Below are 26,998 nucleotides of genomic sequence, written 5' to 3' on the forward strand. Positions count from 1 at the left end.
GAGGGGAACGGCTCGGAACGCGGCTCGCCGCGGGATCATCGCGTTTCCCGGCCGTGGCAGCGCGATTTGGGGGAGCGTGGGGGGGACGCCTTCGGGCTCGCCCTCGCCCTTTCGCCGTCTCCCCTCTCCGCCGGCTCACCCGCCCTCGCCTCCGCTCTCTCCGCTCTCTCCGCCGCGCGCCGGCATCGCCACCCGTTCGCCACCCGCCGGGCGCCGTAGTACCGTGCGCGCGATGTCATCCGAACCCGCCGCGAACCCGCCGTCCGCCGCTCAGGTCACCCCGGGCGGCCCGCCTCCCGGAGGTCGACTCGCCGTGCTCACCGCGTTCGCGGTGGGCGCCTCGTGGATCCCGGTCCCGGTCCTCCCCGATCGGATGCTCCTGCGCATCCGCGGGGCCATCGTCCAGGACACGGTCGCCCGCCACGGCCTCAGCCTCACCACCGACGCGCGCGCCCTGCTCACCCAGCCCGGCGCGGATCAGACCCCGTTCCGCAAGGCCGCGCAGCTCGTCACGAAGGAGGTCCTCCGGCGGCTCAACCCGGCCCTCGCGCTCGCGGCGGCCGCGCGCGGCCTCGAGGTCTACGCCCTCGGCCACCTCCTGAACCGCTACATCACGCGCGTCCGGCGGACCAGCGCCGTCCGCATCCACGCCGAGGAGGCGCGCTGGATCCGCGACGCCGTCGATCGCGCCGTGCGGCGCGCGCTGTCCCCCTCGCTCCGCGCGAGCGTCACCATCCTGCCGAGCGGCGCGGAGGACCTGCGCGACGAGTTCACGCGCTGGATCGACGCGTTCCTGCTCGCGGGCGCCGCCGCCCCCGAGTACATCGAGCGCCGCCTCGACGCGGCCTTCGACGAGATCGCCGCCGCCGGCCTCCCCCATGACTGAGCACGAGGAACGCACCGCCGCGAAGGGCGCCGCCACGGGCCGCCACGCGGCCGACGCCGCAGCCCGCCACGCGGGCGTCGCCGCGCCCGCGCCCGAGCCCGACCCAGAGGGCGCGCGCGCCGCGCTCGAGCGCTGCCGCCGCGTCATCATCAAGATCGGCTCGAAGAGCCTGTCGGGCGACGCCTGGGACCGGCTCGCCGTCGAGGTGGCCGCGCTCCGCGCCCGCCCCGGCCGGAGCCTCGTCATCGTGTCGAGCGGCGCCATCGCCCTCGGCGTGGCGAAGCTCGGGCTGAAGGCGCGCCCGAAGGACATGGCCTGGCTCCAGGCCGCGGCCGCGGCCGGCCAGAGCGTGCTGATGCAGCGCTACGAGGAGGCCTTCGGCAAGGTGGGCCTGCTCGTCGCGCAGGTGCTCCTCACGCACGCCGACCTCGCGGACCGCACCCGCACCAACAACGCGAGGAACGCCCTCGCCGCGCTGCTCGAGGCGGGCGCCATCCCGATCATCAACGAGAACGACGCCGTCGCGGTCGAGGAGATCAAGTTCGGCGACAACGACCAGCTCGCCGCGATGGTGACCCCGCTCTGCGAGGCCGATCTCCTGATCCTCCTCTCGGACGTCGAGGGCCTGCTCGACGGCGACGGGCGCCGCGTGCCGTTCGTGCGCAGCGTCGCCCGCGAGGCGCGGCACCTCGCCGGCGCCTCGACCTCCGGCGTCGGCACCGGCGGCATGGCCAGCAAGGTGGAGGCCGCGCGCCGCGCCACGCTCGCGGGCTCGCACGTGGTCATCGCCGCCGCCCGCGAGCCGGGCATCATCACGAGCATCCTCGCGGGCGAGGACGTCGGCACCCTCTTCGCCGCCGTGCCGCAGCGGCTCAACGCGCGCAAGCACTGGATCGCCTACACGCTGCGCCCGCGCGGCGCGATCCTCGTCGACCGGGGCGCCGCCGAGGCGATCGCCTCGAAGAACCGGAGCATCCTCGCCGTCGGCGTCCTCGGCGTGCGCGGCACCTTCCTCCCGGGCGACGCCGTGGCCGTCTTCGACCCGGAGGGCACCGAGATCGCGCGCGGGCTCGCGCGGATGTCCGCCGGCGACGCGGCGCGCATCGCGCGGAAGAAGCGCGACGAGTCCGGCGACGACGTCGTCGTCCACCGCGACGACCTCGTGGTGCTCCCGAGCGAGTAGCCCCGCCGCCGTCCAGGCCGCCCTGTGGGTGAACCGCCCCCCCGATCGCGCGTCCTTCGCAGCTCGCGGGAACCTTCGCGCCGCCCGGCTGTCGCTCGGTCTTGTCAGCAGTTCCAGTCTGCTTCCTGGAGGTCGGGTGATGCGCTTCGGGTTGTTCGTCGCCAACGGCGTGGTGCTCGCGGGGGTCATCTGGACGGTCGGGCTCGCGCCGAGCGTCAAGGCGTCGCAGCTGCTGCCGCCGCGCGCCACGGCGGGGCTCGGCGAGCTCGCGGCGCTCGAGGCCCGCTACGCCGCGGGCCGGACGCCGGCGAGCGTCACCGCGCTCGCCGCGGCCTACCTCGAGCGCGAGCAGCCGGGCCTCGCCTCCTCCGCGCTCGACGCCGCCCCCCGCGAGGTGCGCGAGCTCCCGGAGGCGGCGCACCTCTCGGCGCGCGCGCTGCTCCGCCGCGGTCGCGTCCGCGACGCGCTCGCCGCGGCCGAGCAGGCCTCGGCGGCCTGCGCGAACGGCGGCTGTCCCGCGTGGCTCGAGGCGAAGTCCGAGCGCCAGCGCGCGTTCCTCGAGCAGCTCGTCGCCGCGGGCGTCGAGGACCCGCAGATCGACGCGACCACCGTGCGCGCCGCCTACGAGCGCAGCGCGAGCGAGGTGCGCCTCGTCGCGATGCGCTGAACGCAGCGCACCGAGGGCACGTCAACGACGGCCGAGGCGACACGATCTCGACGCGCGCGTCGGAATGATTCTGCCCGGAACCAATCTGTTTGGTCTGGCTGGACAGGGTGGCAGTCGGGCGGAAGGCGCATGTGACAGCGCGGCGGCGCGACCGCGAAGCGCCGGCGAGATCGACGATCGTCGAGGTCGTATCCAAGCTTGGAAACCCTGTCGATGTCGAATGACGGTCACCTTCTCATGTCGTAGCCTTGGGTCTTGTTCGGCGCGTCGACACCGGGGGCGCTGTCCGATTGAACAACCGGTTGCGCTTGGGAGGGTCTCCCTCAGGTGGAACAGCCGCAAGCTTGCACGCTGGGCGCCTCGTCGGCCGCATGGGCAGGGTTGTACCGACGCGGCGCCGTGGTCGCCGCCGCGCTCGCCCTCACCGCCGCCGCGGGCTGCGCGGCGCCGATCACCAACGCGGGGCTGCCGATCCCCGCGGCGAAGCCGGGCCAGGAGCAGCGCCCGTTCCAGCTGCGGCCTCCGTTCGAGCTGGCGACGAACGAGGACGCGATCGTGCGGATCGTCACCGACGTGACCTGCACGGGGACGCTCATCACCGAGGACCTCGTGCTCACCGCGCACCACTGCGTCGCGGCGCGCGACGAGAACGGCAGGACGCTGCGCCGCGATCAGGAGCCCGAGGCCATCTCGATCGAGCTCGGGGGCGACCACCTGCCCTGGGGCGACGTCACGGTCCGCGCGGTGGTGTCGCCGGACTGCGGGTACACGTCGGGCGAGGGCGACATCGCCCTCCTCGTGCTGTCGCGCCGCCTGATCGGGATCCCGACCCTCGCGCCGCGGATCGAGGCCGTGCCGGGGTCCAGCGAGCACGTGACGCCCTACGGCTTCGGCCGCTGCGCGCTCTCGCGCTCCCCGGTCCACCTCGTGCCGCGGCCGGGCGGCACGATCGACACGGTGGGCCCCGGGCACTTCGTCGCGACCACCTCGATCTGCCCCGGCGACTCGGGGGGGCCTGCGCGCAGCGACATGGGGGGCGACGTCGTCGGCGTGATCTCGTCGAGCGTGATGGACGGCGACGAGACCACGACCGGCACCTCGTACTTCAGCCGCCTCGACGTGTGGCCCGAGCTCTTCTCCGCCGCCCGCGAGATCGCGGCGGGCGCGAGCCCGAGCGAGCTGCCGCCGTACCGGAGCTGCCTGCGTTGACGGGGCCGCGGCGTCCGCGAGCCTGCCTTGTTCGCCGCCCGCGGCCGCCGCTGCGCTAGGCTGCGGGGCCGCATGCGGAAGCTGTTCAACGGGCTGCTCTGGATCCTGGGGACCTTGCTGGTGATCGGCGTCGTGCTCCGCGCGCTCGTCCTCGACGTCTGGAGGGTGCCGGACGACCCGAGCCTCGGCGCCTCGATCGCGCCGAGCCTCGCCCCGGGCGACGTGGTCGTCGTGCTGACGCGGGGCACGCCCGGCTTCGGCGAGCTGGTGCGGTGCCCGGATCCCGAGACCCCCGGCAGCCACATCGTGGGCCGGATCGCGGGCGTGCCGGGCGACACGGTCGAGGTCGACCACAGCACCCTCGTCGTGAACGGGCAGCGCTACGACGCCGAGGTCGCGTGCACCGAGCCGAAGCTGAAGATCAACGACCCGGCCACGGGCAACGCGGTCCCGATCTCGTGCGACATGGTGATGATGGGCCCCGGCCTTCACCTGCGGGCGACCGGACGCAGGCCTCCGCGCGAGCGCCGCCACCGCGTGGAGGTGCGGCCCGACACGGTCTTCCTCCTGAGCGACAACCGGAGCTACCACGACGACTCGCGCGACTTCGGCCTGCAGCCGCGCGCCGCGTGCAGCCAGCGGATCGTCTTCCGTCTGCTGGGCGCCGGGGGCTGGAGCGACGACGAGCGCCGCTTCACCTTCGTGCGCTGACGGCCCCGGCGGCCCGCGAGCGCGCCGGCGGCCGCGAAAGCGCCGGCGGCCCACGAAAGCGCCGGCGGCCCACGAAACGGACCGTCTTCCAGGCGAAAGCCCTGGCTCTGCGTCAGCTCGTGCTTGACCCCTCCGCTCTCCGACGTCTAGAACCGTGGTTCTCTCCACCCGGGTCATGGATCCAGCGCGAGCAGCGGGCCGGGTCCCGCGCCCGGGCTCGCTTCATCGGTCGGAGGTCCGCCCAGGCGGCCTTCCACTGGCGCGGGTCGGAGAACCGCGATCCGCGGTCCTCCAATGCACCGAGGAGACGTTTGCACACAGAACAGCACGAGATCGGCATCGTCTGTGGCCAGTGCGACCTGTGGTGCCCGATGGGCACCGCGCGTTGTTCTGAGTGCGCGAACGACTTGGCCCTGTTCACGCCGCGCCGGGCGGGCGCGCAGGCCGCATCGGGCCGGCGCTCTCCGACGCCCGCCGCCGGCAGCGGAAGCGTGAAGGCGGAGGCCCGGCTCGATCCGACGGGCTCGCGCGGCGCGGGGCGGAGCCCCAAGACCACCTCGTCCAAGAGCGAATTCGCCGAACTCTCCCAGGAGGAGCTGATGGAGCAAGCCCGTAACTACGTCTGCCGTTCCTGCTCGAGCGGAGTTCCCTCGGGCCACAAGTTCTGCGGGAGGTGCGGAACGGCGGTCCCGCCCGAGATCCTCAACGCGCAGACGCTGTTCTTCGGGGACATGCAGAACCCGGCGAAGGCGAAGCTGATCCTCATCCGCGGCGAGGGCATGGACGGCCTCTCCTTCCACCTCAAGGCCGAGCAGCACATCGTCGGCCGCAACGGGCAGCTCGTCTTCCCGGACGATCCGTTCGTCTCGCCGAAGCACGCGAACTTCTTCTACCGCGACGGCAAGCTCGTCGTGCGCGACGAGGGCTCGCTGAACGGCGTGTACATCCGCGTGCGCGGCACGATCGACATCACGCCGGGCGACACCTTCCTCGCGGGCGAGCAGCTCTTCCGGCTCGATCCGACGCCGCGCGCCTCGGACGGCCAGGACACGGACGGGACCTTCTTCTACTCCTCGCCCAAGCACCCGAGCCCGTTCCGCCTCACGCAGGTGCTCCAGGGCGGCGCGGTCGGCATGACCGTCTGCGCGCGCGGCAGCTCGCTGCAGATCGGGCGCGAGGGCGGCGACCTGAACTTCCCCGTCGACCTGTACATGTCGGGCTCGCACTGCCGCCTCGAGGAGCACAACGGCAAGTTCACGCTGACCGACCTCAACAGCCGCAACGGCACGTACGTGCGCATCAAGAGCGAGCGCGAGCTCGCCCACGGCGACTACCTCTTCATCGGCCGCAAGCTCCTGCGCGTCGAGCTCAACACGAACTAGTGCTCGCCGCCCGCGCGCGGCCGCGCCGGAGCGATCTCCTCCGGGGGGCGTCTCGTCCGTGACCTCCGCTCGCTGGCCGCTCGACGTCTTCCGCGCCGGACCGGTCGCCGCGGGCGCGAAGCTGTGGCGCAGCCGTGGCCAGCTCCACGTGACGCTCATCGCCAAGGCCACCTTCGCGATGGTGCCCGGCGGCGACGCGCGGCGGATCGAGCCGCTGGAGGTGATCCGGAGCGAGGCCTACACGCGGGGCCACCCGATGAAGCCGCTCCTCGCGGCGAGCGAGCTCGCGCCGTGGCTGGAGCGCGCGGAGGTGGTGCTCACCGGGCACGCGTGGGCGCCGGGCGGGGCGCCGACGCGGCGGATGCCGGTGCGGCTCGCGGTCCTGCGCGGAACGACGGCGCTCGTCGACAAGCGCCTCGAGGTCGTGGGCGATCGGGCGGCCTCGATTGTGTCGCCGGCGCCGGAGCCCGAGCCGTTCCTGAAGATGCCGATCGAGTACCAGCGCGCCTGGGGCGGGCCCGGCGATCCGGAGAACCCCTTCGGCGTCGGCGCGTTCGAGGACACGGGCGGCGCGATCGCGCTGCCCAACCTGCTGCCGCCCGGCGGGCGGCGCGCGGCGATCGGGCTCGGGCCCATCCCGTCCATCGTGCCGAGCCGGGCGCGCCTGCTCCGCGGCCTGGCGCGCGGGGGGCTGGAGGGGATCGCGTCGATCCCGGAGGATTTCGACTGGTCGTACTTCCAGTCGGCGCCTCTGGATCAGCGGTTCGACCGGGTGCTCGGCGGCGAGGAGATCGTGCTGGAGGGCCTGAGCCCGCGTCACCCGACGCTCGCCACGCGCCTGCCGGCGCTGCGGGCGCTCGCGACGATTCACCTGCCGAACGGCGCGCAGCGGTGGTTGTCGCTCGCGGGCGACATGCTGATCGTGCACGCCGACGCCGAGCGCTGCGCGGTGGTCTTCCGCGGGAGCTTCCAGGTGGCCTCGGAGGAGGCGCTCTCGGCGCTGCGCGTCTCGGTGGGCGTGGAGGTAGGGGGCCAGCCGGTGCCGTGGCCGAGCCTCGCCGAGGTGCTCGCGGGCGCGCCGCTCGCGGAGGCGGCGCCGGAGACCGTGAAGCTGACGGACTGGAGCACGACGGTGACCCTCGCCGACGAGGACATCGTGGACGCGCCGGAGAGCGTGGCGGCCGCGCGAGGGCATCCGCTCGGGAGCACGCAGCCGGTCGCGGACACGCACCCGCTCGAGCGCACGTTCTCGCTCGATGACACGCTGCCGCCGGGGAGCGAGGCGCGATCGCGCGCGGCGGAGGCAGCGCTCCCGCCCGCGGCGCGGATCCGGGGTGAGGGCCATCACGACGCGGTGCACGCGCCGTTTCCGATCGCGCCTGCGGGGGAGCGGGGCGAGCGGGAGAGCGGCGAGCGGGAGAGCGCGCCGTGGGCGGAGCGCAGCGCGACGGCGATCCCGGTGCCCGCGTCGCCGCTGGAGGGCACGGTCGATCTGCGCGTGCCGAGCGCGGCGCCTGCGCCGGATGCGACGCCCGCGCCCGTCGCGGCGCCTGCGCCGGATGCGGCGCCCGCGCCCGTCGCGGCGCCTGAGCCCGTCGCGGCGCCTGCGCCGGATGCAGCGCCTGCGCCCGTCGCGGCGCCCGCGCCCGTCGCGGCGCCTGAGCCCGTGCGGAAGCAGGAGCGGCCCGATCTCGTCGGCAGCCTGTACAGGCGCTTCCGCAAGGACTGAGCCGGAACATGGATGGAGGGACCAGCATGTCGGAGGGAGCCGTGGTTCGGGAGCGCGCCGCGTCCGTGCGCGCCGAGGAGTACCTGGGGCCAGCGCACGTGCTGGAGGTCCACGGGCAGACGGTGAGGGTCGAGCTGCCGGAAGGGGAGAGCGCAGAGGCGACGATGGCGCTGGCGATCCCTTACGCAGCAGCGGTGGGCGACGTGCTCCTGGTGATCGGCCGCGGCGCGCGCTTCTATGTCATCGGCGTCCTGCACGGGACGGGCAAGGTGACGCTGGAGCTCCAGGGCGACGTCGACGTCCGCGCCGCAGGCGGGGCGCTGCGGCTCTCCGGAGACCGTGGGGTGGAGCTCCGGGGGCCTGAGGTGGACCTCTACGGCGACAAGGTGCGGGTGTTCGCGGGAGAGCTGGTGCAGAAGGCGGCGTCGCTCTACCAGCGCGTCACGGACCTGTTCAGCCTGCACGCGCGGGAGAGCCACACGGTGGTGGACGGGTCCGCGACGACCAGGGCGCGCCGCGCGACCGTGCTGACCGAGGAGACGATGACGATCAACGGGAAGGAGATCCACCTGGGGTAGCCCCCGAGATGCGCGCGGCGCGCGCGTGGCGGACGTCGATGCGCCGGCAGCGACCCTCGCGGACGGCAACGGTTGCCACGCACATGCCGGCTTGGCGAGGCGGGCCTGCCGATCACCGCGCTCAGCGCCGGCACCCGCCAAGCAGCCGGGTCCTACAGATTTCCTGGACGGGGGGGAACGTAGTCGGTTCCCCCGTGATCCCACTTGTACTTGTTATCGGACTGCTTGCTACCCAGGTCCACCACGTAGGGCGTGACCCTGCCGTCGGGTTGCTGGACATAGATGAATCCAATGCCCCGCGATCCGCCCGAGAGGTGCTGGTGCGACATATGTCCTTCGGCGGCGCGACGATGCCGGTCATTGAGCTGGCCGAGCGCGAGCTCTCTCAGGATCCGCTCGCCCTCGGGTGACACCCCGACATCGTCCTCGGTGATCCCATTCAGGTACTGCACCGGGTTCATATCCCAGGTGCCAGAGTTGTTCGGGTCGAAGCGATCGCGCCGGACGACGATGGCCTGAGCGCGCGCGTTCGCCGCGTTTTGCTCGACCGCGAGGGCAGCTTGCAACCCCTGGAGATCTTGCCTGGTACGAGCCTGTTGCCCACTGCCCCGGAAGTGGGCTTCTGTAGCGGCGCTGAGGCGGGCGAGCCGGTCCTTGGCCCAGTCGCGCAGCTGAGGATCAGCGGATCTCGTCGCCCTCGCGAGCTCACGCTTCAGGTGGTTAGCCAACCCAACCAGAGCTTGATACTCGATCTCTCCCGGCGACAGCGCCGGGGCCGGCGCAGGCATCGGCGCCGGCCCCGGCGCAGGCATCGGCGCAGGCATCGGCGCAGGGGCCGGCGCAGGCATTGGCGCAGGGGCCGGCGCAGGCATTGGCGCAGGGGCCGGCGCAGGCATTGGCGCAGGGGCCGGCGCAGGCATTGGCGCAGGGGCCGGCGCAGGGATCGGCGCCGGCGCAGGCATCGGCGCAGGGGCCGGTGGCTGAGAAGCCTCCCCTCCCCAATACCAACGGACCAAGGCTCCGCCGGCACCTCCTACCAGCATGCCCAGGCCCGCGCCGACCGGGCCCGCAACCATCGCCCCCACGACCCCGAGGACGGTCGCGGGGGTCCCCAGGGTCACCGCCGTCTGCGTGGAGGGCAGGTGAGCGGTGACCGAAAGCGTTCTGGTGGCAGCGATTCCCCCACCAGCCGTCGCGCTGTTGCACGGTATCGATGTGCCGCCCGGGCTATTCTGCTTCTTCTTCTTCTTCCCCACGGCTACTCCCCCGCGGCCGCCTCGTCGCGCTCCGGGCCCACCCCCACCCCCTGCACCTCCACCCCGCCCGGCAGCGTCACCCGCACCGCCGCCGCCATCCGCGCGCCCCCCTCGCCCGCGCACAGCGCCTGCCCCACCCCCTTGCCGTGGGTCCTCTCCCCGGCGATCACCGCCCGCCCGTGCGCCCGCAGGCACCCCGCGAACAGCTCCGCCGCCGACGCGGTCCCGCGGTTCACCAGGATCGTCACGGGCACCGCATACGGCCTCTCCTGCCGCGACCGAAACACCATCTCGTCCCCGTCGCCGTCCGTCACCGTCGCCACGACGCTGCCCGCCGGCAGGAAATCCCCCGCGAGCTCCACGAACGCCCGCAGCTCTCCCCCCGGGTTGTCGCGCAGGTCGATCACGAGCTCCCGCATCCCCTCCGCCTCGAGCGCCCGCATCGCCCGGTACACGAGCGCCGGCACGTCCAGCGAGAACACCCGGATCCGGATCCGCCCGATCCCGTCGCCGAGCAGCGCGTGCGCCACGTTCCCTGCGCCAGGGAGCACCGCCTCCGGCGTCGCCGCGCAGGTGTAGAACACGTTCACCGCGCTCGGCACCAGCACCGCGCCCACCGCGTTGTTCCCGGCGTTCCCGGTGGTCGGGCAGGTGAGGTTGATCGCCGGCAGCCCCTCGATGGTCACCTTGGCATTGCCGGTCACATAGGCCCCGACATCCATGTAGAGCGGGTGCGCCACCCCGGGCTCCATCCCGAAGGTCATCGGGATGGTCGTGCCGAGGTTCAGCGCGTTCATCATCGATACCTTCACCTTCACCGAGAAATTCACCGCCATCGCGTTGAGCGCGAAGTTCGGGTACGGAATGGGCACCACCACCGGCCCCACCGGCGTCAGGCACACGTCCGGAAACCCGATGCTCATCCCGGCGCCGTTGTTGCTCGCAGGTAGCATTCTCTCCGCTCCTTCCCCCGCTGTTACCGGGGCGCTCGCGGGGGCGCGTACGCCTCCGCCTCCAGCCGATCGACGTCCGTCCGGCGCGCGCCGAGGAGCTTCGCGCCGGAGAAGCGCGCGCCCCTGTCGCGCAGGTTGTGCAGGTTGGCGCCGCCCAGATCGGCCTCGCTGAAATCCGCCTCCTCCACCTGCGCGTGCGACAGGTTGGCGCGCTCGAGCCGCGCCGAGAGGAAGAGCGCGCCGCGGGCCTCGGCGTGGTCGAGCATGGCGTCCCGCAGGTCGGCGGCGGCGAGGTTCGCGCGCTCGAGATCCGCCCGGGTGAACGTGGCGTACCGGAGCATCGCCTGCGAGAGCTTCGCCCCGCGCAGCGAGGCGCCGCCGAAATACGCGGCCTTCGCCACGACCCTGGCCAGGCTCGCGCCGTCCAGCGCGGCCTCGCGCAGCCTGGCCTGCGTCAGGATGGATCCCTCGAAATCGGCGCCGCGCAGGTTCGCTCTCGAGAAATCGCTGCCCATGAAATCGCAATCGCGGAGGCTCATCCGCTCGAGGTTCGCCTCCATGAAGGCGCAGCGGTGCACGGTGAGGCCGGAGAAGGAGACGGCGCGCAGATCCACGCCGGTGAAATCGACGCGATCGAAGACGGTCTTGTCGAGCACGGCGCACTCGAGCGCGACCTCGCGCAGGAGCGCCTGCTGGAGCACCGCGCGCGTGAGGTTCGCGCGCGAGAGCCGCGCCCGGTCGAGGATGCAGCGGACGAGGCGCGCGGCCGTGAGATCGGCCCCCTCGAGATCGGCCTCGATGAGGATCACCGACTCCAGATCGCGGCCCGAGAGATCCACGCCGCGGAGGATCGAGCGCGAGAGATCGCAGCCGAGGAAGCTCGCGCCACGGAGGTCCGCGCCGGTGAGATCGCAGTCCGAGAGGATGGAGCGCTCGAGGCGGGCGCCGCGGAGGCTCGCGCCGCGCAGATCGGCGCCGCGCAGCGAGCAGAGGGAGAGGTCGGCGCCCGCGAGGTCGAGCCCGGAGAGGTCCGCGCCTTCGAGGTCGCTCCCGGCGAGGTCCTTGCCCACGAGCTCGGGCCGGCCGAGCCTGGCCTCGTCGAGGACCACGCCGTGCATGCGTCTCGGGAAGCGCGCGCCGCGGAGATCGGCCCTGACGAAGACCGCGCGATCGAGCTCCGCGCCCTCGAGGTCCGCGCCGCCGAGATCGGCCCCGACGAAGGCGCTGGCCTCGACGCGGGCGCGGGTGAGGCGCGCGCCGCGGAGGTTCGCGCGGGTGAAGGAGGCGCGGGCGACGCGAGCCTCCGTGAGATCCGCGCCCTCGAGGTTGGCGAGGTCGAGGCGCGAGCCCGAGAGGGTCGCGCCGGCGAGCCGCGCGCCGGACCAGTCCGAGCCCACCGCCTCGACCTCGGCGATCGTCGCGCCGGAGAGATCGGCGCGGGCGAGGCGCTGGTAAGAGAGCTTCGCCCGGGTGATCCGCGCGCCGGCGAGCCGCGCGCCCTCGAGGGTCGAGCCGAGCACGAGCGCGCCGTCCAGCGCGCAGCCCTCGAGATCCGCCTCGCGCAGGTCGCATTCGACGAAGTGCGCGCCCGAGAGGGCGCTGCCCGCGAGCTGCGCGCCGCGCAGGCTGGTGCGGAGGAACTTGACGCCGGAGAGATCGAGGTTCGTGAGATCCCGGCCCAGGAGGTCGAGGCCGTCGAGGCGGGCGCCGTGGAGCGGCGCGCCGGCGCGGATGCGCTCGAAGAGCTCCTTGGCCGTCTTCATGCGCGCTCCAGGCTGGAGCGCCGCAGGTTCGCCCCCGTGAAATCGCAGCCGGCGGCGCTCGCGCCGTCGAGCCGGGCGCCGTACAGGCTGGAGCCGGCGAAGGAGGCGCCGTCGAGGCGGGCCTTGCCGAGGTCGGCGCCGAAGAGGTCGGCCTGCGCGAGATCGGCGCGCTCGAGGGAGGCCCGGTAGAACCGGCTCTCGCGCAGCACCGCGCAGGCGAAGCGCGCGCCCCGGGCGGAGGCCCCGGAGAGGTGCGCCCGGGGGAGGACGGCGTACCGGAGGTCGGCGCCGTCGAGCTTCGCCCGGAGCAGCGCCGCGCCTTCGCCGCGCGCTTCCACGAGCGTCGCGCGCTCCAGATCGGCGTCGGAGAAGCTCGTGCGCGGCAAGGACGCGCCCGTGAGATCCGCGCCCTTTGCGGACGAGCCCGCGCACATGCACCCGACGAGCGTCGCGCCCCGCAAGGAGGCGCCATCGAGCTTCGCCGCCTGGAGGACGGCGCCCTCGAGGTGGAGCTCGTCCCCGTCGATCTCGCGGAGATCGGCCTCGTCGAGCAGCGCGCCGCGCCCGCGCGCCCTGGCCAGGCGGGCGCGCGCGAGCGAGGCGCGGGTGAGGATCGCCTGGTCGAGGGCGGCGCCGCGCAGATCGACGCCCGCGGCGCGCGCGCCGGTGAGGTTGGCCTGGGAGAGATCGGCGCCGGAGAGATCGGCGCCCGAGAGGTTCGCCTCGAACAGCACGGCCCGCGAGAGGTCGGCGCCCGAGAGGTTCGCCCCCGAGAGGTCGGCGCCCGAGAGGAGCGCGCCGGAGAGCTTCGCCCCGGAGAGATCGCGGCCCGAGAGATCCCGCCCCGAGAGGTCCTGCCCCGACAGATCGACGCCGGGGCCGGGCTCGGGCGGCGGCGCCGCGGGCTCACCGGGGAGCCGGTAGCCGGGGACGATCTCGCGGAGGCGGGGCTCGCGAAGCAGCGCGTCGAGGCGCTCGACGCCTTCGAGCTTCGTCCCGCGCGCGGCCGCGTCCTGCTTGAGCTTCTCGACGCGCTCGATGAGCGCGGCGAGCGCGCCCCCCATCGGGACCCGCGGCGTCCCCGCGGGCGTGGCCGGGAGGTAAGCGGCCTGCCGCTGGGCGGGCAGCCGCGCGAGCGCCTGGGCGATGCTGCGGTCGAGGTCCACGCCCTCGGGGGTGCGCAGCGCCCGGAGCTTCGCGACGAGCTGTCGCACGCGCTCCTGCTCGGGCGCGTGGAGCCCGCCGAGCCGCTCCGCGAGGAGCCGGGTCACGGGATCCGCCTCGACCGCCGGCGCCGGCGGCGGCGCGCCGTCGCGGACGAGATCGTAGGCCTCGCGCATCTCCGGCGGGAGATCCTCGAGGCCGCGCGGATCACGGGCGAGCTGCGCGAGCTCCTCCCGGTACTGCTCGAGCGGCAGCGGCGCGGCCGAGAGCGGCTCGGCGCCGATGACGGCGGCGCGCAGATCGGTGAGGTCGTCCTCGGCCACCTCCGCGTGGCCGCGCCAGGTGAGGGTCACGAGGCCGGCGTCCGGCTCGACGAACAGGGTGTCGAGGCTCATCGCAGCGTCCTGCACGCGGCCCCGCGCGTCCTCGACGACCACGCGGATCCGGAGGCCAGGCAGGCGAAACGAGGCGGTCTGCGCGGCGGGGTGGAGGTGGAGGAGCGTGACCTCCTCGTCGCCGCGCAGGTAGCCCGGGAGGCGTTGATCCGGCGGGGCGGCCTGGAAATAGGTCCAGTCGAAGTCCTCGGCGGTCCACGGGGCGCGCGTCTGCTTGTACGAGGGGCCGTACTCCTTGCCGAGCTTGCGGCGGCGCTCGGGCGCGTCGGGGTGGAGCGGCCCGAAGGGCGCGGGGACCGGGCGGCCCTCGCGCGGCGCCGGGACCATCTGCGATTTCGACCACGTCCCGATCGCGAAGCCCACGGGGTGCTCGCGGGGCAGGTCGCCGGCAGGCGGGCGGCATGCGCCGCGGAGGAGCAGATCGGCGGCCGGCTTCCAGTCGGCGAAATCGCCGGGATAGGTGCATTCGCCCTCGCGCTCGCCGCCTTCGCCCTCGAAGGTCTCGGCCGTGAGCGCTCCCTGGGCCAGCGGGCCCTCCACCGGCGCGAGCGGCTCGCCCGGGCGGAGCGAGAAGCGGCCGCGGACGATGAGGACCACCTCCGGCTGCGGCGGCCTGCGCGAGCAGATCTTTGTGCCGAAGCGGAAGGGCGTGAGATTCCGGGTCTGCATCAGAACAGGTTGATGACGCCGGACATCAGGTTGTACGCCCCGGTGCTCACCGATTCGGCCGACGAGACGCTGGAGCAGATGTTCTTCACGTTGGTGCGGAACTGGGAGAGCTCCTGCCGGTTGGTCAGGTTGAGCTCTGCCTTCGGGCCCATGTTGATCGAGACCCCCGCGGTGAGCGAGACCTCGAGCAGGGCCGCGATCGTCAGCTCGACAAGGCCGCCGATCGTGACCTCCTCGGTGGCGCCGATGGTGATCGACGCCGCGTTGCCGATGGTGATGTCGCTTACATCGCCGATGGTCACCGACTGCACACTGCCGATCGTCGTATCCGAGACCAGCGCGGCGGTCGTCGTGCTGGAGACGGTGCTCGCGGTGGTGTCGTCGCTGACGGTCGTGGCGGTCGTGGTGCTGGAGATCGTCTGCGCGGTGGTCTCGTCGGCGATCGAGGTCGCCGTCGTCTTGCTGGCGATCGTATCAGCCCACGTCTCGTCGAGGATCTGCGGCACCGGGCAGGCGGCGGAGCCGGTGTACGACTCGATCCGCTGCGCCCACGTGGAGCTCAGGCAGGTGGGGTTCGGGCGCTCGGCCGTGGGGGCCTCGGAGCCGGTGACGCTGGTCTGTTTGTTACCGTAGAATCGATCGAACGTGTCGCCGTGGTAGGTGGTGTCGACGTCGCCCTTCTCGGTCTTCTCGGTGACCTTCCATGTGCCGTTGTAGTTCTGGACCCATTCGATGGTTGTGGCGGCGGTCCAGAGATCGGTGGCGTCCTGGATATGGCCGCCGGAGACGTCCCAGCCGGCCTTGTCGTCCTGCCGGCCGAGGACGAGCATGCGGTAGTTGCCCTGGATGACCTCGACCTTGTCGCCGCGCGTGGTGGTGATGCGATTGCCGTCGGAGTGGTCGCGCCAGCCGCCCTTGGAGTGCAGCTTCGCGGTCTCGGCCTGGCGCTCGGCCTCGGGGATGAAGCCCGGGCAGCCGTCGCGCGTGCGGGTGTCGTCGATGAACGACGTGACCAGGGCGGCGAGGTCCTCGCCGCTCGCCTTCGGCGCGCCCGGGTTGGCGGCGAGGCCCGGGTCCTTGACCGCGCCGAGGCGCAGGTAGGAGCCCATCGCCTCGGCCTCGGCCCCGGCGTTGTTGAAGTTCGGGACCTCGATGAGGAGGTACTTCCCGCTGATACCGTCACCCTCGCGCGTACCCATGCGTGCCTCCGCATCGGGTACGGTAACAAGCGAGCCGCGGAGGAGGCGCAAGGATGAACGGGCAGCCGACCGAAACCCTGATGTGCAGCGAGCCGAGCGACGCCCGGCCGTGCGGCGAACCGACGGCCGCGACAGCGCACCGCGCGCCGAGCGCCCTCCAGATCGGCCCGGAGTCGACCGCTGCCCGCATTCGCGAGGCGCCCGGCGCAGGGCCGCCGTGCACGGAGCCGAGCGCGCCCGCGGCGTGCGCAGCGAGACCGGAGGAGGCGCCCGGGCCGGCGGCGGAGACGCCCGGGCCGGGGGCGGAGACGCCCGGGCCGGCGGCGGAGACGCCCGGGCCGGGGGCGGAAGAGGCCGCTGCGCCGCCGCCTGCGAGCGACGAGGGCGTCGCCGTGGCCCAGGCGCGCGCGCGCGGCGCGGGGCCGGGCGAGGTCTCGCCGTCGCCGAGGGCGAGCGTCTCGGGCTCGAGGGATCTCCCGCCCCCCGCCGGCGGCCTGCCGACGTCGGATCACCTGCCGTTCCCGGCGCTGGATGCGGCGGAATCAGCGCTCCGCGCGGCGCGCCTCCGGCCGATCGACCCGCTGCAGGACGCGAGGGCCGCGCTGCAGGACGCGAGGGCCGCGCTCCGGGACCGGGCGCGGCAAAGCCCCGTCCTGCGGCTCGATTCGCCGGATTTCGATTGCGGCCATGTCCGGGTGCGCGAGGTGCGCGGCGCCGAGGCCGTCGGCCAGCTCTTCTCGTTCGACATCGACGTCGTGTGCAGCGACGAGGCCGAGCTCCCGATCGAGCAGGTGCTCGGGGCGACAGCGTCGCTCGTGTTCGAGGTCCAGGGCGCGGACGAACGGACCGTGTACGGGATGATCGCCGCGATCGAGGACGGGCACGAGACCGAGACCGCCTTCCGCTCCTACCGGCTCCGGCTCGTGCCGCGGGCGTTCCGCGCGACGCTGGTGGAGCTCCAGCAGGTCTTCCTCGACATCAGCGTGCCGGAGCTCATCCAGCAGAAGCTCGCGATGGTGGGGCTCGGGCCCGACGACGTGATGATGCGCCTCTACCGCGCTCACCCGGACCGGGAGATGATCGTCCAGTACAAGGAGACGGATCTGGCCTTCATCTCGCGGCTCGCCGAGCACCTCGGGATCTCCTTCTTCTTCGAGCACGAGTCGGGGCGCGACGTGATGGTCTTCACCGACGAGCAGACGGGCTTCCAGCCGCTGCCGGGCGGCGACGCGGTGGTGTTCCGGACGCGGGGCGAGCGGCGCGACGTGTTCGAGCTCAAGGAGCAGGCCAGGGCCTTCCCCGCGACGTACGTCATGCAGGAGTACAACTACCGGACTCCCAGGCTCGATCTCACGGGAGCGCACGAGTCGGCGGCGGGCCTCGGGGGCGGGGTGGTCGAGGTCGGCGCCCATCACAAGACGCCGGAGGAGGGCCAGCTGCTGGCGCAGATCCGCGCCGAGGAGCGCGCCTCATCGGGCCGCTATTTCGAGTGCCGGAGCGACGAGCTGCGGCTGATCCCGGGGGCCGTCTTCGCGCTCGAGGGCCACCCGCGGCTCGACGGGCAGCGGTTCCTTGTCGTGGAGGTGGAGCACCGCGCGGCGCAGCCGGTGGCCATCGAGGGCGGGGCCGGGCGCGAGGAGGAGTATGTCAATCGCGCGCGGCTTGTGCGCGCCGAGCAGGCCTATCGCCCCCCGCGGGCGACGCCGCGGCCGAAGATCCACGGGGTGGTGACGGCGCTCGTCGAGCCGCTCCCGGACGGGGAGATCGGGCAGACGTCGCCGATCGACGAGCAGGGGCGCTACCGGGTGCGCTTCCATTTCGACGCGGGGGATCCCGCGTCCCGCGCGTTCCCCTCGCGGCTCGTGCGGATGATCCAGCCGCACGCCGGGCCGAATTACGGCGTCCATTTCCCGCTCAAGCCCGGGATCGAGGTGCTGATGGTCTTCGTGGACGGAGACCCCGATCGGCCGATGATCGTGGGCGCCGCGCCCAACCCGATCACGCCGTCGCCGGTGACCCGGGAGGTGAGCCTGATGCACCGGATCGAGACGTCGACCGGCATCCTCATCGAGATGAGGGACTGCCCGCCGCGAGGATGACGCCGCGCGCGCCCCCGGCGACCCGAGCGGCGCTCAGCGCTTGCGGGTGGCGCGGCTGCTCAGCCGGCTGATCGCGTCGCCCGCGGCCCAGGCGACGCGGGCGGCCGCGTTGAGCGAGCGGACCACCGCCTCGGGCACCTGCGCGATCAGCCGCTCGAGATCGACGGGGCCGTCGATCGACGGCAGGAGCTGCTCCATCAGCTCGGCGAACAGGTCGTACTTGCGCGACAGGTCGTCGAGCCGCGCGCGCATCGCGTCGGCCTCCGGGCCCTCCGCGTCGCCGAGCAGCGCGAGCGCGCGCCGAGCGAGGGAGCGCTTGTCCTGCACCACGCGGCGCAGGCGGCCGAGGTAGGCGCCGACGATCACGTCGGGGTACTTGCCGCGCAGCGCGAACGAGTCGTGCCGCGCGCCCGACTCCCGCCGGCGCTCGATGATCCCGGCCGCCTCGAGGCCGCGCAGGTTCGCGAAGATGTTGCTCTTGGAGCGGCCGAGCTCCTGGCTGAGCTCATCCATCGAGCGCGGCACGTCCGCCAGGTAGAGGGCCGCGACGACCTGCCCTCCGAGCCGCGTGATGCCGGGGAACGAGGCCGCGATCTCGGCGCCGACCCCCTCGAGCAGCGCCTGTCGCGCGGCCGCGACCCGCTCGTCCGAGGCTCGGCCGTCGCCCCCTTCGCTCGCTGCGGGCGGCTGCGGCGGCTGCGCGGTCGGCGACGTCGGCCTGCGGGCGGTCATGATGGGTGACTCACATAACGATCTTTCGGGAAAGCGCCAAGCGGCGAGCGTGCCCCGCGCTCCCGGTACGCGCCCCGCATGCGCCCCCTGCGCCGCGTCCCGCGCGCGCCCTACGCGTCCCTGCCCGATTGCCCCGCCGCCGGAGCCCGCTCAGGAATCGTCGGTGCAGAGGCCCGCGAAGCCGCCGCGCGGCTGCCCTTTGAAGATCTCGACCGGGCACCCGCCCCAGCGCGAGACCATCTCGCCCACGTCGACGGCCAGGCTGCTCGACCAGTCCCGCGCCCCGTCGAAGCGGGCCCGGATGATCCCGTTCGGGTCGATGATCCACGTCTCCGGGAAGAGCTGCGTGCCGTACTTGTCCAGCACGACCTTGGACTCGGGGTCGAAGAGGACCGGGAACGGCGGATCCCCGTTCAGGGCCACCTTGAGCGCGTCCCGCACGTCGTCCGGCCCCTCGTCGGTCGAGACCGTGAGGACGACGATATCGTTGCGCGACCGGGCGATCCGACCGAGCTCCGCGAGCGCCGGCATCTCCTCGAGGCACGGGCCGCAGGTCTTGGTCCAGAAGTTCAAGAAGACCGTCTTGCCCCGGAAGGACGACAGGCGGACGGGCTTGCCGTTCATGTCCGGCAGCTCGAAGTCCGGCGCGAGCCGGTCGCGGCCGGCGTACGCGGGGCGCAGCGCACACATGGCCTTGCAGCCGGTGCTGCGCTGGTCATTCTGCGCCGCGTGCACGAAGCCGTACACGGCCACGGCAGCGACGAGGATGAAGAGGATCTGCGCGATTGTCGTCCACTTCACGAGGGTGGCCATAGCCTAGCGCGACGCGGGGTGAAAGCCGGCCGAACCGTCCCGGCGCGACAGAATGTCACCCCGGGCTGGAGAGCAGCCGCTCGAGCCGCTGCTCGTCGACGCGGTATTTCATGATCTTCCGCCCCTCCAGCTCGACAACGGGGACCTCCCAGTCGTACAGCGCTCGCTTCTCCGGGCCGGCCTCGCGGTCCAGGTCGACGACGGCGAGCTCGAACGGGAGGCGGGCGCGCACGCGCTCGAGCGCGGCGTGGGCGTCGTCGCAGAGGTGGCAGCGCTCGCGCGTGAACAGCGTCAGCCTCTTCATCGGCTCCTCCGGGGCGGTGGCCGCCCCGCTCACCCCGCCGCCAGGAGCGGCAGGCTCTGGCGGCGCGGCGGCTCCGGCCGCTTGATCTTCTCGAACGCGCGCTCGTAGTCGCGGAACGAGCCGCCCGCGTGCACCGCCTGCATCAGCGCGCGCCCCTCGGCCTCGCCGCCGGCGGCGAGCACCGCCTCGACCCACGCCCAGCGCGCGCTCGTGGCCCGCACGTCGGCGCGGCCGCGCAGCCCACGGCGGAGCCGGTCGAGCCGCTTGTTCACGACGCCGATCCCCGCGAAGGGCGCGCCGTGGAGCGGCGTGTTGCGCTTCGGGCAGAAGGGCGCGATCCCGAGCGCGACCGGCGCGATCCGGGAGAGCTCCGTGACGAACGCGACGCACTCGTCGACGTCGTCGTCGGTCTCGCCGGGGACGCCGACCATGAGGTACAGCTTGAGCCGGTTCATCCCGTGCTGCCGCGCGAGCTCGGCCGCCCGCTGGAGGTGCTTGGGCCGCGCGCGCCGCTCGAGGGTCTCGCGGACGCGCTCGCTCGTGCCGTCCATCGCCGTCGTGAGCGTCTTGTAGCCCGCGAGCCGCAGCGCGCCGACGAACTCGTCGGTCAGCCGGTCCGGCCGGAGGCTGCTCAGCCCGACCTCGCAGCCCCGCTCGGCGAGCGACCGGACCACCTCGACGATCTTCGGGTGATCGCTGACCGCGGCGCCGACGAGGCCGACGCGCCGCGCGTCCTCGGGGATGAGCTCGAGGAGGCGCTCCTTCGGGACGATGCGCATGCCGCCGTTGGTCGAGCGGCGCATCACGCAGTAGGTGCACCCGCGCGAGCAGCCCCGCTCCGCCTCGATGAGGAACATGTTCGAGAGCTCGGTCTCCTCGGCGCGGATCGGCGACCAGGCGGGCAGGAGCGCGTTGTCGCACTGGGCGACCGGGGGCATCTCCGCGCCGTGGCGCGCGGGGACGAAGACGTGGGGGACGCGCGCCAGCTCGTCGAGCGCCGCCTCGCGCGAGGGGGCCTCCCGCAGCAGGCGGAGCACGTCCACCGCCAGGGTGTCGGCCTCGCCCATGAGGATCGCGTCGGCGAACACCGCGAGCGGCAGCGGGTTCGAGAACGTGAGCGGACCGCCCGCGAGGACGAACGGGTGGCGGCCGTCGCGCTCGTCCCGGAGCGCCGGCAGCCCCGCGAGCTCGAGCAGGCGGACGACCCCGGCGAGCTCGAGCTCGTAGGCCACCGAGAGCGCGATGACCGGAAAGTCGGAGAGCGGGCGGAGCCCCTCGTACGTGACCGGAGCGCTCTCCACGCCGGAGGCGCCCGGGCCCTCGTCGTCCGGCAGGAAGGCGCGCTCGCACGCCATCCCGGGCTCGGCCTGGATCATCTTGTAGATCTGGAGGAAGCCGAGCGAGCTCATGCCAGCCCGGTACGGGGACGGGTAAGACAGCGCGACGCGGAAGGGCGCCTGCTTGTCGATACGACCGATCTCGCTCGCGAGCCGGCGGCGGATCGTTGTCGTCATCGCGCTACGAGACATCGACGGAGCGTCCCTCAGGGGCCGTTCAGGCGCAAGGACGCCCGGTCCGGCGCCGGGCTCGGCGGCTGGCCTGGGCGGGACCAGAGGACGCGCTCGCCGTCGGTCTCCCAGACCAGGGCGCCGCCGCGGTCCATGCGCGCGATCGCCACGCCGCGGGCCGACAGGCGGGAGAGCACCTCGGGGCTCGGGTGCCCGAAGCGGTTGCGGACGCCGCAGGACACGGCGGCGACCGAGGGGTCGACGGCCGCGAGGAGCGCCGCGCCGGTCGAGGTCCGGCTGCCGTGGTGCCCCACCTTGAGCAGGTCGGCGCGGAGCGCGGCGCCGTGATGCGCCACGAGCGCGTCCTCGGTCTCGTGCTCCGCGTCGCCCACGAGCAGCGCGGAACGGGCCCCGTAGGTGATGCGCAGAATGAAGGAGTTGTCGTTGGCCCCGCGGTCGGGGTGGAGGTCGGGGCACGGCGCGAGCACCTCGATCGTCGCCCCGGAGAGCACCCGCGGCCTGCCGCACAGCGAGGCGGGCCGCACGATGGACACGCCGCGCCGGCGCAGGTCCGAGAGCAGCCTTGCGTACACGGGGCCCGCGCCCTCGGCCTCGCCCTGGCCGGTGTCCCAGAGCTCGCCGACCTCCACGCCCTCGACCACGGCGGGCAGGCCCCCGAAGTGATCCGGGTGCGGGTGCGAGAGGACGACCGCGTCGAGGCGCGCGCGGCGGCGCGATCGCAAGAGCGGCCGGATGACGCGCGCGCCCGGATCGACCGGGCTGCCCACGAAGCCGCCCGCGTCGACGAGCATCGCGCCGCCCTCGGGCAGGTCGATCAGGATGGCGTCGCCTTGGCCCACGTCGAGGACGTTGACGCGCAGCGCGCCGCGCGGCGCGCCGGCGCGCACGGCGACGACCTCGAGCAGCAGCCACGCGGCGGCGCCGGCCGCGAGCGCGGCGAGCCGGCGGCCGCGCCGCTCCGCGGCCCACGCGAGCGCGATCGCGGCGGCGAGCGCGGCCAGCTGGGCGGGCGACGGCTCGGGCAGGCGCAGCACCGCGCCGGTCTCCGCCGAGGCGCGGGCGACGGCGCGCACCGCGAGCAGCGCGCCCGACCCGACGAGCGCGCACCCGCGCTCGACCGGCGGCGCCCACCAGAGCACCGCGTGCGCGAGGCAGAACGGGAGCGCCGCCAGCTCGCCGATCGGCGCGGCGACCACGTTCGCCGCCACGCCGAGCAGCGGGAACGTCTCGCCGGTCATGAGCAGCAGCGGCGCGCACCCGAACATGGCGGCGAGCGTCGTCGCGAGGGGCGCGAGGAGCTTGCGCGCCAGCGCGCGCGGCGACGCGCCGAGCCCCCCGCCCTCGGCGCCGCCGTCGCCGCGCCCTCGCTCGCCGGGGACGAGCGCCGCGGCGAGCGGCCGCTGCAGCCAGAGCAGCCCGGCTGTCGCGGCCGCGGAGAGGCCGAACGAGAGATCGCACGCGACGAGCGGATCGACCGCGGCGGCGCCCGCGAGCGACAGGGCGAAGTTGCGGACGCCCACCGGACGGAGGCCCAGGAGCCGGGCGCCCATCGCGCAGCTGAGCATCGCCGCGGCGCGCATCGCCGATCCGCCGCCGCCGGCGAAGTCGGCGTAGAGCCACGCGGCCGGCACGCACAGGGCCGCGGTGATGCGGCCCGCGTCCCACCGCGCCGCGATCGGGCCGACGCGGACGAGGATCGCGCGCAGAACAGCGGCGAAGCCCGCCACCGCGAGGATCAGGTGCGTCCCCGACACCGCGAGCAGGTGCGCGAGGCCGCTCTCGCGGAAGGCGTCCTGGTCCTCGGGCGCGAGGTCGGTCTCGCCGAGCACGAGCGCGCGCCCGAGCGCGACAGCGTCGGGGTGGAACGTGGCCTCGATGCGCGCCCGCACGCGGCCCCGCGCGCGGTCGACGGCGGCCCCGATCGATCGCCCCTCCACGGTCCGCCGCGCGTCGACGATCGTCCCGCTCGCGACGATCCCGCTCCGCGCGATCGCGGCGGTCGCGTCGCGGAGCCCCTCGTTGCGGAACAGGTGGATCGGCGCGAGATCCACGACGATCTCGAGCCGGTCTCCGCGCGCGAGATCCAGCGGGGCCCCGTAGAGGCGCGCCCGGAGCGGCCCCGGCAGGGCTCGCCCGCCGCACGTCCCACCGGTGAGCTCCACGTCGATGCGCGAGGCCGGCGCCTCGCCCGCCTGCCGCTGCGCCGCCCCGACCACGACGGGCGAGCTGACGATCGCGGCCGTCACCTCGCAGCGCGCCGGCGGATGCAGCAGCGCGGCGGCGCCATCGTAGACGCCGCCCGCGCCGTCGAGCAGCGCGCGGGCGCGGAGGCCGCCGGCGACGAGCGCCACCGCGGCGGCGGCGAGCGCCGCGTGGCCGGCCCGACGGCGGAGCGCCGCCGCGGCGAGCGCCGCGCCGAGCGCCGTGGCCAGCGGAGAGAGCGCGAGCGGCGCGCCCGCGGCGAGCGCGAGCCCGAAGAGCAGGACCGGATCGATCACGGCCGCACCGCCCCGCAACACCCGGACCGCTCACGTTTCCACGGCTTTTCACGGCGGAGCCGGTCGCCGCGCCCCTGGCGCCGCCATGGCGGTCCGGGGCTCGTCGGTTACCTGATGAATCTGAAAGGCCTCTGGAACGGTCTCTCGATGTAGTGCATGCAACGAGCCGAATCGCTCATCGCGCCGGGCGCGCGTGCATGACCGCACATTCCCCTCTAGAATCATCTGCTCGGCGCGGCGCCTCGCGGCTCGCACCTACATTGCAGTACTTGGAGGCTCTCGATGTCGTTTTGCTCGCCCAGAGTCACCTTGATTCTTGCCCTGGGACTCGCTTCAACAGCGTGCAGCTCGGCCCTGGAGGAGCCCCCTGACGAGATCGGAGAGACGCGCGATGCCATCCAGGACGGTTATCTGGACAGCGGCGACAGGGCCGTCGTGGGCATCTACAACGCTGAGATCGGCGCGATATGTACCGGTAGCCTGATCGCCCCGAACGTGGTGCTGACGGCCCGGCACTGCGTCTCGGACATGGCCAATGAGCTCGACGGCCAGATCACCTGCCGTTCCACGACGTTCACGGATACGCACCTGGCGCGGCGGATCTTCGCGACGACCGACGCCGAGATCGGCACGTCCGCACGCTACTACGGCGGCAGCGAGCTCGTGCTGCTCCCCGGCAGCGGGGCGGACAGGTTCTGCGGCAACGACCAGGCGATCCTGATCCTGGACGAGCTGGTCCCGGAGAGCGAGGCCGTGCCGCTCGTGCCGCGCGTCGATGTGCCGCTCGCCAAGGGCGAGGAGTATTATGCGGTCGGCTTCGGGGCGACGAACGACATGAGCACCGGCGCGGGCCTGCGGCGACGCCGCGACAACCTCTTCATCGACTGCGTGTCCGACGGCTGCCCGGCGTCCGTGGTGAAGCCGACCGAGTGGGTCGGGGACACGGGCATCTGCGAGGGGGACTCGGGCGGGCCCAGCCTCGATCTGATGCACCGCGTGATCGGCGTGACGTCGCGCGGGGCCGAGCGCTGCGAGTATCCGATTTACGGCTATGTGTACGGCTGGGCGGAATGGATCAAGGAGGCGACCCTGCATGCCGCCAGGCTCGGAGGGTACGAGGCGCCCCGCTGGGCGAGCGGCTTCCCCACCGATCCCGTCTACTCGGCGGAGGTCGGCGCCGCCTGCACGCAGCCGGAGCAGTGCTTGACGAACGCTTGCCTCGACGGCTACTGCACCCGCCCGTGCAGCGAGGTCGCGACGTGCCCGAGCGGCTACAGCTGCAACGAAGAGCCCGGCTTCTGCGCGAAGCTCCCGGAGCCGCCGCTCGAGGACGACGGTGCCGATGAGGACGACGCATGGAGCGGGTCGTGCAGCATCCACTCGAGGCCTGACCCGACAAAGCCGGTCCCCTGGCTGCTCGGCGCGGCGGGCCTGGGCGCCGTGGCGGGCCTGCGGCGGCGCCGCCGGGAGCGGCTTGGCTGAAGGGCGGAGCGCGTCTTCTTCTCGCGCGCAGGGCACCGCGCTTTCTCGCGCGCAGGGCACCGCGCTCCGGCGGCGAGCAGCGCTCGCGGCGCTCGCCGCGGTCGCGCTCGCGGCGTGCGGGCGCCGGGCCCCGGCGGCGCAGGGCGGAGCGCGCGTCGTCTCCCTGTCGCCGAGCACCACCGAGGCGGTCTGCGCGATCGGGGCCGGCGCGGCCCTCGTCGGCCGCTCCCGCCACTGCGACCACCCGCCCGAGGTGCTCCGCCTGCCCAGCGTCGGCGGCTACGCCGATCCGAGCATCGAGGCGATCATCGCGCTCTCGCCGACCCTCGTCGTCGGCGCCCGCGGCCCCGCGGGGCCGGCGCTGGACGAGACGCTGCGCGGGCACGGGATCGCGACCTGCTTCCCCGAGACCGAGTCGCTCGCCCAGATCGAGGCGATGCTCGCGGAGCTCGGCCGGCGGCTCGACGCGGCCCCCGGCGCCGAGCAAGCGATCGGCCGGATCCACGCCCGCCGCCAGGCGGTCGAGCAGGCCGTGAAGGAGATGCCGCGCGTCCGGGTCGCCATGCTGTTCGATACCTCACCCATCTTCGCCGCGGGTCCCGGCAGCTTCGCCGATGAGCTCCTCCGGCTCGCCGACGGCGAGAACGTGATCACCCGCGGCGGCGCCTATCCGTCGATCAGCGTCGAGCACCTGCTCGCGCTGGATCCCGATGTGCTGCTCGACGGCACCGGCGAGGCCGGCGGGCTGGGCGCCTCCAGGCTGGCGATGCTCCGGGACGCGCTCGGCTGGAGATCCCTGCGCGCCGTGCGCGAGGGGCGCGTGCGCCCGCTCCGCACCGACGTCGTGCTGCGCCCGGGGCCGCGCATCGGCGACGGGCTCGCCGCCGTCGCCCGGGCGCTCCACGGCGACGCGCTGGCGCTCCCCGACGCGGCGGCCGTCCCCGGCTCGCGGGACGGCGGCGCGGCCCCCGCGCCCCCTTCGCCCTCTTCGCCCCCGAGCGCGCCGTGACCCGCGTCCGCGCCGACGCGCTGCTCGTCGCCCGGAAGCTCGCCGGCTCGCGCACCGAGGCGCAGGCGCTGATCATGGCCGGCAAGGTCACCTCGGGGCCGCGCCGCATCGACAAGCCGGGCACGCTGCTCCCCGAGGACGCCGAGGTGAACGTCGCCTCGGGCCCGCGGTTCGTCTCGCGCGGCGGCGACAAGCTCGATCACGCGCTCGCGGCCTTCGCGGCGCACGGCCTCGACGTCGCCGGGAAGACGTGCGTCGACGTGGGCGCCTCGACCGGGGGCTTCACCGACTGCCTGCTCCAGCGCGGCGCGGCGCGGGTGTTCGCGGTCGACGTCGGCTACGGCCAGCTCGCCAGCAAGCTGCGCGCCGATCCGCGCGTCGAGGTGCGCGATCGGGTCAACGCGCGCGAGCTCCAGCGGGAGGACTTCGACAGCCCCATCGATCTCGTCGTTGTCGACGCGTCCTTCATCAGCATTTCCCGGCTCATCGACGCGATCGCCCGCCTGCTCCGCCCCTCGGGCGACCTCGTTGCGCTCATCAAGCCGCAGTTCGAGGCGGGCCGCGAGGCCGCCGCCCGCGGGCGCGGCGTCATCCGTGACGAGGCGACCCGCCTCGCGGCGATCGCCGAGGCGCGCCAGGCCATCGAGGCCGCGGGCTTCTCGGTCGTCGGCGAGGCCGACAGCGCGGTGCGCGGGCCGAAGGGGAACGTCGAGCACTTCGTCCATGCGCGCCGCGCCGGCTAGCCTCGCTCCGCCCCGCGCCGTCTAGCCCCTGCGCGGGCTCGACCG

Annotated in this window: 22 protein-coding genes; 12 read left to right on the top strand and 10 right to left on the bottom strand. The window is 73.9% G+C overall.

Features of this window, described 5'->3' with window-relative positions:
- Positions 1-232: 232 nt before the first annotated feature.
- The 8 genes from WMF28_RS40105 (at position 233) to WMF28_RS40140 (ending at position 8,345) form a co-directional block, all read left to right on the top strand.
- Positions 233-886, top strand: a complete 654-nt coding sequence (locus WMF28_RS40105) for a hypothetical protein (RefSeq protein WP_437598970.1) — start codon at positions 233-235, stop codon at positions 884-886.
- The gene (gene proB, locus WMF28_RS40110; protein WP_437598971.1) at positions 879-2,069 is read left to right on the top strand and encodes a glutamate 5-kinase; all 1,191 of its coding nucleotides are present in this window, start codon (positions 879-881) and stop codon (positions 2,067-2,069) included. The genes WMF28_RS40105 and proB overlap by 8 nt, the downstream gene beginning before the upstream one ends.
- Positions 2,070-2,208: 139 nt before the next feature.
- Positions 2,209-2,736, top strand: coding sequence for a hypothetical protein (locus tag WMF28_RS40115; protein ID WP_437598972.1), 528 nt, complete (start codon positions 2,209-2,211; stop codon positions 2,734-2,736).
- Between the two features lie 327 nt (positions 2,737-3,063).
- Entirely contained in the window at positions 3,064-3,945 is an 882-nt protein-coding gene (locus tag WMF28_RS40120; RefSeq protein ID WP_437598974.1) for a trypsin-like serine peptidase, read from the top strand.
- A gap of 72 nt (positions 3,946-4,017) precedes the next feature.
- Complete coding sequence (gene lepB, locus WMF28_RS40125) at positions 4,018-4,656, top strand: signal peptidase I (RefSeq protein ID WP_437598976.1); 639 nt, start codon at positions 4,018-4,020, stop codon at positions 4,654-4,656.
- A gap of 311 nt (positions 4,657-4,967) precedes the next feature.
- Positions 4,968-6,038, top strand: coding sequence for an FHA domain-containing protein (locus WMF28_RS40130; protein ID WP_437598978.1), 1,071 nt, complete (start codon positions 4,968-4,970; stop codon positions 6,036-6,038).
- 58 nt (positions 6,039-6,096) lie between these two features.
- Positions 6,097-7,767 (top strand): DUF2169 family type VI secretion system accessory protein, encoded by a 1,671-nt coding sequence (locus WMF28_RS40135; RefSeq protein WP_437598979.1) that lies wholly within the window; start codon positions 6,097-6,099, stop codon positions 7,765-7,767.
- A gap of 26 nt (positions 7,768-7,793) precedes the next feature.
- Positions 7,794-8,345 (top strand): DUF3540 domain-containing protein, encoded by a 552-nt coding sequence (locus WMF28_RS40140; RefSeq protein ID WP_437598980.1) that lies wholly within the window; start codon positions 7,794-7,796, stop codon positions 8,343-8,345.
- A 152-nt stretch (positions 8,346-8,497) separates the two neighbouring features.
- Here the strand turns inward: WMF28_RS40140 and WMF28_RS40145 are convergent, their stop codons facing one another.
- The 5 genes from WMF28_RS40145 to WMF28_RS40165 form a co-directional block, all read right to left on the bottom strand.
- The gene (locus WMF28_RS40145) at positions 8,498-9,169 is read right to left on the bottom strand and encodes a hypothetical protein (protein ID WP_437598982.1); all 672 of its coding nucleotides are present in this window, start codon (positions 9,167-9,169) and stop codon (positions 8,498-8,500) included.
- Between the two features lie 434 nt (positions 9,170-9,603).
- Positions 9,604-10,554, bottom strand: coding sequence for a S41 family peptidase (locus WMF28_RS40150; RefSeq protein ID WP_437598983.1), 951 nt, complete (start codon positions 10,552-10,554; stop codon positions 9,604-9,606).
- Positions 10,555-10,577: 23 nt separating this feature from the next.
- A complete protein-coding gene (locus tag WMF28_RS40155; RefSeq protein WP_437598984.1) occupies positions 10,578-12,317 on the bottom strand; it encodes a pentapeptide repeat-containing protein in 1,740 nt (579 codons plus the stop codon).
- A complete protein-coding gene (locus WMF28_RS40160) occupies positions 12,314-14,545 on the bottom strand; it encodes a pentapeptide repeat-containing protein (protein WP_437598985.1) in 2,232 nt (743 codons plus the stop codon). The genes WMF28_RS40155 and WMF28_RS40160 overlap by 4 nt, the downstream gene beginning before the upstream one ends.
- Complete coding sequence (locus WMF28_RS40165) at positions 14,545-15,744, bottom strand: hypothetical protein (protein ID WP_437598987.1); 1,200 nt, start codon at positions 15,742-15,744, stop codon at positions 14,545-14,547. Before WMF28_RS40165 ends, WMF28_RS40160 begins: the two co-directional genes overlap by 1 nt.
- A gap of 53 nt (positions 15,745-15,797) precedes the next feature.
- Here WMF28_RS40165 and tssI point away from each other — a divergent pair, with 53 nt between their 5' ends.
- Complete coding sequence (gene tssI, locus WMF28_RS40170; protein WP_437598988.1) at positions 15,798-17,843, top strand: type VI secretion system tip protein TssI/VgrG; 2,046 nt, start codon at positions 15,798-15,800, stop codon at positions 17,841-17,843.
- Between the two features lie 33 nt (positions 17,844-17,876).
- On the opposite strand, the gene WMF28_RS40175 is transcribed toward tssI, so the two are convergent.
- The 5 genes from WMF28_RS40175 to WMF28_RS40195 all read right to left on the bottom strand — a co-directional run bounded on the left by WMF28_RS40175 (position 17,877) and on the right by WMF28_RS40195 (position 23,719).
- The gene (locus WMF28_RS40175; protein WP_437598990.1) at positions 17,877-18,575 is read right to left on the bottom strand and encodes a GbsR/MarR family transcriptional regulator; all 699 of its coding nucleotides are present in this window, start codon (positions 18,573-18,575) and stop codon (positions 17,877-17,879) included.
- 150 nt (positions 18,576-18,725) lie between these two features.
- Positions 18,726-19,376, bottom strand: a complete 651-nt coding sequence (locus WMF28_RS40180) for a TlpA family protein disulfide reductase (RefSeq protein WP_437598991.1) — start codon at positions 19,374-19,376, stop codon at positions 18,726-18,728.
- A gap of 67 nt (positions 19,377-19,443) precedes the next feature.
- Entirely contained in the window at positions 19,444-19,692 is a 249-nt protein-coding gene (locus WMF28_RS40185) for a glutaredoxin family protein (protein ID WP_437598993.1), read from the bottom strand.
- 29 nt (positions 19,693-19,721) lie between these two features.
- Positions 19,722-21,221, bottom strand: coding sequence for a B12-binding domain-containing radical SAM protein (locus WMF28_RS40190; protein WP_437598994.1), 1,500 nt, complete (start codon positions 21,219-21,221; stop codon positions 19,722-19,724).
- Positions 21,222-21,235: 14 nt separating this feature from the next.
- The gene (locus WMF28_RS40195) at positions 21,236-23,719 is read right to left on the bottom strand and encodes a DNA internalization-related competence protein ComEC/Rec2 (RefSeq protein WP_437598995.1); all 2,484 of its coding nucleotides are present in this window, start codon (positions 23,717-23,719) and stop codon (positions 21,236-21,238) included.
- A 282-nt stretch (positions 23,720-24,001) separates the two neighbouring features.
- Here WMF28_RS40195 and WMF28_RS40200 point away from each other — a divergent pair, with 282 nt between their 5' ends.
- Genes WMF28_RS40200 through WMF28_RS40210 form a run of 3 tightly spaced genes read left to right on the top strand, consistent with a single transcriptional unit; the run spans position 24,002 to position 26,953 of the window.
- Positions 24,002-25,201, top strand: coding sequence for a trypsin-like serine peptidase (locus WMF28_RS40200; RefSeq protein ID WP_437598996.1), 1,200 nt, complete (start codon positions 24,002-24,004; stop codon positions 25,199-25,201).
- Positions 25,194-26,210: an ABC transporter substrate-binding protein gene (locus tag WMF28_RS40205; RefSeq protein ID WP_437598998.1), complete on the top strand. Its 1,017-nt coding sequence runs from the start codon at positions 25,194-25,196 to the stop codon at positions 26,208-26,210. The genes WMF28_RS40200 and WMF28_RS40205 overlap by 8 nt, the downstream gene beginning before the upstream one ends.
- Positions 26,207-26,953, top strand: a complete 747-nt coding sequence (locus WMF28_RS40210) for a TlyA family RNA methyltransferase (RefSeq protein ID WP_437598999.1) — start codon at positions 26,207-26,209, stop codon at positions 26,951-26,953. Before WMF28_RS40205 ends, WMF28_RS40210 begins: the two co-directional genes overlap by 4 nt.
- Positions 26,954-26,998: the final 45 nt, after the last annotated feature.

The organism is Sorangium sp. So ce590 (assembly GCF_051521365.1).
Lineage (GTDB): Bacteria > Myxococcota_A > Polyangia > Polyangiales > Polyangiaceae > Sorangium.

Bases quoted from the DNA above. Each gene is read 5' to 3' on its own strand.
- WMF28_RS40115 (WP_437598972.1), top strand. From the start codon at position 2,209: ATGCGCTTCGGGTTGTTCGTCGCCAACGGCGTGGTGCTCGCGGGGGTC.
- WMF28_RS40150 (WP_437598983.1), bottom strand. From the start codon at position 10,554: ATGCTACCTGCGAGCAACAACGGCGCCGGGATGAGCATCGGGTTTCCG.
- WMF28_RS40105 (WP_437598970.1), top strand. From the start codon at position 233: ATGTCATCCGAACCCGCCGCGAACCCGCCGTCCGCCGCTCAGGTCACC.
- WMF28_RS40140 (WP_437598980.1), top strand. From the start codon at position 7,794: ATGTCGGAGGGAGCCGTGGTTCGGGAGCGCGCCGCGTCCGTGCGCGCC.
- WMF28_RS40145 (WP_437598982.1), bottom strand. From the start codon at position 9,169: ATGCCTGCGCCGATGCCTGCGCCGGGGCCGGCGCCGATGCCTGCGCCG.
- WMF28_RS40160 (WP_437598985.1), bottom strand. From the start codon at position 14,545: ATGCAGACCCGGAATCTCACGCCCTTCCGCTTCGGCACAAAGATCTGC.
- lepB (WP_437598976.1), top strand. From the start codon at position 4,018: ATGCGGAAGCTGTTCAACGGGCTGCTCTGGATCCTGGGGACCTTGCTG.
- proB (WP_437598971.1), top strand. From the start codon at position 879: ATGACTGAGCACGAGGAACGCACCGCCGCGAAGGGCGCCGCCACGGGC.
- WMF28_RS40165 (WP_437598987.1), bottom strand. From the start codon at position 15,744: ATGGGTACGCGCGAGGGTGACGGTATCAGCGGGAAGTACCTCCTCATC.
- WMF28_RS40190 (WP_437598994.1), bottom strand. From the start codon at position 21,221: ATGTCTCGTAGCGCGATGACGACAACGATCCGCCGCCGGCTCGCGAGC.
- WMF28_RS40185 (WP_437598993.1), bottom strand. From the start codon at position 19,692: ATGAAGAGGCTGACGCTGTTCACGCGCGAGCGCTGCCACCTCTGCGAC.
- tssI (WP_437598988.1), top strand. From the start codon at position 15,798: ATGAACGGGCAGCCGACCGAAACCCTGATGTGCAGCGAGCCGAGCGAC.
- WMF28_RS40200 (WP_437598996.1), top strand. From the start codon at position 24,002: ATGTCGTTTTGCTCGCCCAGAGTCACCTTGATTCTTGCCCTGGGACTC.
- WMF28_RS40175 (WP_437598990.1), bottom strand. From the start codon at position 18,575: ATGACCGCCCGCAGGCCGACGTCGCCGACCGCGCAGCCGCCGCAGCCG.
- WMF28_RS40155 (WP_437598984.1), bottom strand. From the start codon at position 12,317: ATGAAGACGGCCAAGGAGCTCTTCGAGCGCATCCGCGCCGGCGCGCCG.